The sequence below is a fragment of the Streptomyces sp. NPDC002306 genome, assembly GCF_053593435.1.
In genome coordinates this window covers 1-5322 of the sequence record NZ_JBSFCK010000107.1, presented here as the reverse complement: position 1 = coordinate 5322, position 5322 = coordinate 1, and the positions used below count along the sequence as shown (strand labels likewise).

The following is a 5322-nucleotide window of genomic DNA, read 5'->3' as shown; positions in this document are numbered from 1 at the left end:
ACCGGATCAAGATGCTGAAGCGGCAGATGTTCGGCCGGGCCGGCCTCGACCTCCTGCGCAAGCGCATCCTCCTCGCCCGCTGACCCGCCTGCCGCGAAACCCGCGACGGTGACCCTACGTCAGACCTGCACCAAAAGTGATCCAGAACCAGCGTTCGGCCGTCCTCGAGAGAGAGGACAACGAGAGGGCCGCCCGGCTTCAGTGCCCCGTCTATGCGTCCAGGACGGACAGGAACTCGCGAGCCCCGCGCAGCCTGGTTCGTAGGAGGAGCTGGGTTGCGCTGCTATCGAGGCGTACGTCCAGCGGTCCATGGATTTTGGTGTCTGCTCGTCGGCCAGCACGAAGAGTTGAGGCGTCGAGGCTGTCTCGGCGCGCGATAAGGAGGCCGAGCTCGTGACGGCTGACCGCGTCCGGGCCTGCAAGGTGACGGATCCCGGTGTGATGGGAGTCCGCGAGTTCCAGAATCGCTGCCGCGAGATCCGAGACATGTACGGGGCAACGGAAATCATCGGTGAACAGGACGCCGCTTCGCTGCTCCTTGGACAGCTCGTGAACGAACTTCTCGTGCATGGATGTACCGTCGCCGATGATCAGCGATGTGCGGGTGATGATGGCCGTCGGCGCCAGCAGGCGGATTGCCGTCTCGGCGGCAGCCTTTGCCGCTCCGTACGGAGTGATCGGATCTGGTGGAGCGGCTTCGTCGTAGGAGACCTGGGCACCGGAGAAGACTGCGTCGCTCGACACGTGCACCAGTCGTACTGCCCGTTCGGCCGCTGCTATTGCGACGCGGATGGCGCCTTCGGCAGTAGCCGCCCAATCAGTCTCCCGAGAAGCTGCGTTGATCACGATACGCGGATGTACTTCGTCGAGAACCGAGTCGATTTCCTGAGGATTGCGGAGATCGAGTGGCAGCCACTTGATGCCGGGTACCAGACCGGGTCTGGTCGCGAAGGTCCCGGCGACATCCTGCCTCGAGAGTGACGCCTGTCGTAGCAGTTCGCTGCCGAGGAAACCGCTGGCACCAATGATCAGCAAGGTCATAAGCCGACACACTAGCTAGGAAGACCCACCAAGAGGGGCGAGTGGGGCCGGGTATACAACACGCAACCGGGATTTTCAAAGCCCCCCAGCTCATGGTGGGAGGCAACGCCACGCACGAGGTGGGCAGTGCGAGCTGGGTCGTGTCCAAGGGGTCGGTCCAGGTCTGCACACTGGAACTGCTCGGTGCCCGTGCACCGAGCGCGGCGCCGAACTCTTGCAGCATGCGGGAGACCCGCGCGTGCTGAGTCGCGGCGTCGGCAGGTATCTGCATGGCCTTGGCCGCGGCGGCCACGAAGGGACTAACCACATCGGCGACGACTAGACACTGCCAACAACGTTCACTCGGGAGCCCGGCAACTACATGATGCCGGTCCAATGCCATGGTCGGGGCGCCGTGCGGCCACGCAAGCAGTCGACGCGGTACTGCGCTTCTGCACGCCACTGAGGTCGGCTCGCCGCGTGCTGGGCGGCGTATGTCGTCATGCGCAGCTCCCTTGCTCCTGCGAGGAGTTCGTAGCCTTTCCACCGGGTTACGTCCATGCCGTATGCCGTGCAGAACTCGGTGTACTCCTCTTCCGAGACTGCGCCAGTTGTTGTCATCTTCAGCGCGGTCGATACGAGATCCCATTCCGGTGGACCGATCGAGACGCGTTCGAAGTCCATGAGGAGGGGGCCCTCGGCAGTGCGGGCGATGTTGCCGACCCATGCATCGCCGTGGACGACGCACTCGGCCTGTCCGGCAGGGCGCCGTTCCCATTGCGCTTTCAGTTCGGCCAGTCGCGAGCGGAGCCACTCCCGGTCTTCTTCGGGCAACGACGTTGCTGCGTCGATGCGTTCTGCAACGCGCACGAAGGGATCCAGTTTCCCGAGTGGGAAGTCCGGGATCGGGAGGGGGTGCAGCCGCTTGAGCAGATACACCACGTCTTGAACGGAGCCGTTCTCGTGCGGCGGCAGTTCCTCCCAGAACGTCACCGGCCGGCCTTCAGCCTCCACGGGCTGGTCGATAGGCAGGACACCGACAGCCGGCACCGCGTTGTCGGCAAGCCATCGGGCTACCGCGACCTCCCGGACGGCCGCCTGCCACTGCCCAGGGCGTGCAATGCGTACGATCACGTGGCCGGGAAGTCGCCAAATTTCATTCTCGGCGATGCGCACGGGTACTGCGGCCGCCGGGTTGAAGCCTGCGGCGGTACAGGCCTCAGCCAGGACGGTGGAGGAGGAGCTGCCCGATATGGTCATGCCTGCAACGTAGCGCTGATCCGTTCCCGCAAGTACGGCCCTTCGGGCAGGCGCCGGTGCCGGGCCGTGAACCGGCCGAGCTCCCTGAGATCGTCGGCTGCCCGCTGAGATGTGAGGCCGCCAGCATCGTCCAGAGCCCGGTGGCCGATCACTGCAGCTTGCTGCGGATCCCCCTTCGCCATCAGCAGGCTCGCCAGTTTTGTTCCGGAGATCGCACGGGAGCGTGCATAGCCGTCATCATGGCCAGCGATTGCAATCTCAAAGCGGCGTTGTGCCTGACCTGGGTCCTGGTCCTTGAGGATCGCGAGGTCGAACCATGCGTGCGCGGTGTCCCCGTGATGCTGCGCAGCGTTGTAGTACGCCATCCAGGGCGGGTCGTCCGCCGGGTTTGACTTGGCGAAGGCATCGTCTGCCGCCCCGACGGCGGCGAGCGTTCCTGCGACATCGCCCATTTTCGCGAAAGCGCGGGCACGGGCGCTGTGGAGCATGGCGTGGATGGTCGGCGTGAGCCGGTCGGCGCGCACGAGGCCCTTCTCGGCCTGGGTCAGGCCGGTGTCGGGGTCGCCGATCCAGATGGCTTGACGGGCGAGGAAGCTGTAGACCTTGGCGCGTAGATGCCAATCTCTGGCTTCTTCCGCGCAGTCGGCTGCGATCTTGAAGGCAACTCGCGCGTCATCGTGGGCGTAGGCGTCGAAGTGGCTGGCGCCAACGACTATGCCCAACTGGGCCACCGCGGTGTAAAGCCGCGGCTGAAGAGGCTCCGGGCAGGGCACGGGCAGCAGGCTAACCGCCCATTGCATGGCACGGCCTGCGAGTACGCCCACCAGACCTCCGCCGCCATGGGCGTTGTCCCGGCGGTGGATGTCGTCGGAGACGCTGACGATCTGGGCTACGTCCATAGCCCGGATGCGGGCGGGGAGACGTGGCGGCGTCGCCGGAGCGACGAGAGCAGCGAGATCTATCGAGGCGACGGCGGCAAAGCTGCTGGTCGCCAGAAAGGCGCGACGGTCCAAATCAGGGCTCCCAGGCGGCGATGAGATATCTCTGCTCAGGATGCGGCCTTGGGATGCGCGAACGGTGCCCCGTGTAGCCCCGTGCGGGCTCTTTTCCGTTTCAGCGTGCCGGTTTTCCGGTTCGCCGTACACCATGCCCCAGGCCCGGGTGAGTACACCCCCAGTCTCCAGCACCTCGTCCAAGCGTTCCGCGAGATCGCGTCGGCAGGTGGCCGTTCCCTTTTCGACTTTTTCCAGCAGGGACTGACTGACCTGCACCAACGGTCCCAGCGCGGCAGCAGTGTAGCCCCGCTCCTTACGCCAGTGTCTCGCTTCGTGACCGAACCAATCGCGAGGTGAGGCGTCTGGGTCTAACTGCTTCTCAGGTCGTGGCATGACGAGTGCCCTTAGCTCGTGAAACGGAAAGCCGATCTTTCCGATTCCGCATCTGCAGATTCCGGCTTCGGCCTGCCTCAATGGTTGCGGACCGATTCCCCACCAGTACACACCGCAAGCGGAACTCGCAGGCGAAGGTTCGCCACAACGAAGGGCCTTGGGCATGAGCAACCCTATTGCTCCCCTCACGGAACCGCCGGGCGTACGAGGCATGACCCGCAGCACGGCGGGTCATCTGGAGATGGACTACGTCGTGACGCCGCTGTCCGTGAGGATCACAAGGACGATCGTCCGGGCCCATCTGCGTCTGTGGCACCTCCAAGCCTTCACTGACAAGGCCGAACTCGCCGTTTCCGAGCTGCTGACCAACGTATGGCTTCACGCCAAACCAGGCAACGACGGCCAGAAGAGTGCACAGGTCACCCTTAGCCGGATACCCGACGGGGTCACCCTTCTGGTGCACGACCAGGACCCCACACTGCCTCGACTGGCGCAGGCTTCGGACGCTGAGGAGAGCGGTAGAGGCTTCCAGCTTGTGACGACCATCGCTGACCGGTTCGGTGTTGCTCCATCTCCCAATGGTGGCAAAGACGTGTGGGTCAGCTTCCTCACGCCAGCCGACGTCCCGGTCATCCACCGCCGTACAGACGTCCCGCCCTCCTCTACGAGCGTGGACAGCCGAGCAGAAATTCCAGGGAGTCCCTCGTGAACCCGCCGACGCAACCCGCAATTCCCATCGCCTGCAGGAGGGCTACACCGCCGGAAACGGAGCTGCCTGTAGCCAGCCAGCAGCCTGCGCGCGCAACCACCCTGCTGCCGCTGGAAGCTGAGACCCGGTTTTGTTGGAGCACTGCTCTGGTCGCGAACCAGGGGGCGTGCGCGAACGCCAGGCTGCGCATTCGCCCGTCACTGACGATGGCTCATTGGCGCGGCGACGTGGATGTCGCCGCCCGCGTGGTGGGTTATCTCGTGGACAACGCGGTGCGCCACGGGAGGCCGCTCGGTGACGGTTGCGTCCGGCTGTGCCTGGGCGTCATCGCCGAGACGGACGAGTTGCTGATCGAAGCGGACGACGGACTGCCCGGCTTCCCCGGCTTCGCGAACATCGCCAACCAGTTCACGGAGCCGGAGGCGATGCCCGCGGGACTGTGGTGGATAACCCACTACGGCGGTCGGTTGCCCTGGGATGTCCTGCGGAGTGCTGATGACGTGGTCGTGGGCAAGACCGTGCAGGCCATTCTTCCCGCGACCGGAGAGGTGGCGGCCTGATGCGTACTCCGCTTCCTCAGCGTGCAGTACTCCCGGGTGGGCCGGTCCCGGTGGCCGGTGTGGACTTCATGCCGGGCGACTGGACCATCATGCCGGGCGATGTCGCCACCGACATGGGCGATCTCGCCGCGCGGGTGCGCAGCCTGATGGATCTCCAGCAGGGCCGGGTGCTGCGGTTACCGTTAGGCGGGCACTTCTTCGACATCGTCGTGACCGCCTCGTGCCCCGAGGCGTACGCCGTGGTGAGCCTGCTGGACCAGGTCCAGCACACCGGCGACGACCAGCCCGACGCGTGCGGTCCGGTGATCGAGGACCCGCAGCGGCGCTGGCTGATCTGGCTGGTGCCGCCGGGAACCAGCGACACGTGGGCCCCGCACCGCTACGC

The 5322-nt window shown here is 65.4% G+C and carries 5 protein-coding genes and 2 pseudogenes; 3 read left to right on the top strand and 4 right to left on the bottom strand.

The window, feature by feature from the left end:
• Positions 1–210 precede the first annotated feature (210 nt).
• The 4 genes and pseudogenes from ACWCQK_RS41945 to ACWCQK_RS41930 form a co-directional block, all read right to left on the bottom strand.
• Complete coding sequence (locus ACWCQK_RS41945) at positions 211–1041, bottom strand: SDR family oxidoreductase (protein WP_451164491.1); 831 nt, start codon at positions 1039–1041, stop codon at positions 211–213.
• 151 nt (positions 1042–1192) lie between these two features.
• Positions 1193–1330, bottom strand: a pseudogene (locus ACWCQK_RS41940) (XRE family transcriptional regulator); the annotation flags it as partial.
• Positions 1331–1398: 68 nt separating this feature from the next.
• Positions 1399–2280, bottom strand: a complete 882-nt coding sequence (locus tag ACWCQK_RS41935) for a phosphotransferase family protein (protein ID WP_451164489.1) — start codon at positions 2278–2280, stop codon at positions 1399–1401.
• Positions 2277–3668: a helix-turn-helix domain-containing protein gene (locus ACWCQK_RS41930; protein WP_451164493.1), complete on the bottom strand. Its 1392-nt coding sequence runs from the start codon at positions 3666–3668 to the stop codon at positions 2277–2279. The genes ACWCQK_RS41935 and ACWCQK_RS41930 overlap by 4 nt, the downstream gene beginning before the upstream one ends.
• Before the next feature lie 211 nt (positions 3669–3879).
• Between ACWCQK_RS41930 and ACWCQK_RS41925 the strand changes: the two genes are divergently transcribed.
• The 3 genes and pseudogenes from ACWCQK_RS41925 to ACWCQK_RS41915 form a co-directional block, all read left to right on the top strand.
• Complete coding sequence (locus tag ACWCQK_RS41925; protein WP_451164487.1) at positions 3880–4377, top strand: ATP-binding protein; 498 nt, start codon at positions 3880–3882, stop codon at positions 4375–4377.
• Positions 4374–4937: a hypothetical protein gene (locus ACWCQK_RS41920; protein ID WP_451164485.1), complete on the top strand. Its 564-nt coding sequence runs from the start codon at positions 4374–4376 to the stop codon at positions 4935–4937. The genes ACWCQK_RS41925 and ACWCQK_RS41920 overlap by 4 nt, the downstream gene beginning before the upstream one ends.
• Positions 4937–5322: pseudogene (locus ACWCQK_RS41915) on the top strand (hypothetical protein); the annotation flags it as partial. The gene ACWCQK_RS41920 and the pseudogene ACWCQK_RS41915, both read left to right, overlap by 1 nt.

Bases quoted from the DNA above. Each gene is read 5' to 3' on its own strand.
- ACWCQK_RS41930 (WP_451164493.1), bottom strand. From the start codon at position 3,668: ATGCCACGACCTGAGAAGCAGTTAGACCCAGACGCCTCACCTCGCGAT.
- ACWCQK_RS41935 (WP_451164489.1), bottom strand. From the start codon at position 2,280: ATGACCATATCGGGCAGCTCCTCCTCCACCGTCCTGGCTGAGGCCTGT.
- ACWCQK_RS41945 (WP_451164491.1), bottom strand. From the start codon at position 1,041: ATGACCTTGCTGATCATTGGTGCCAGCGGTTTCCTCGGCAGCGAACTG.
- ACWCQK_RS41925 (WP_451164487.1), top strand. From the start codon at position 3,880: ATGACCCGCAGCACGGCGGGTCATCTGGAGATGGACTACGTCGTGACG.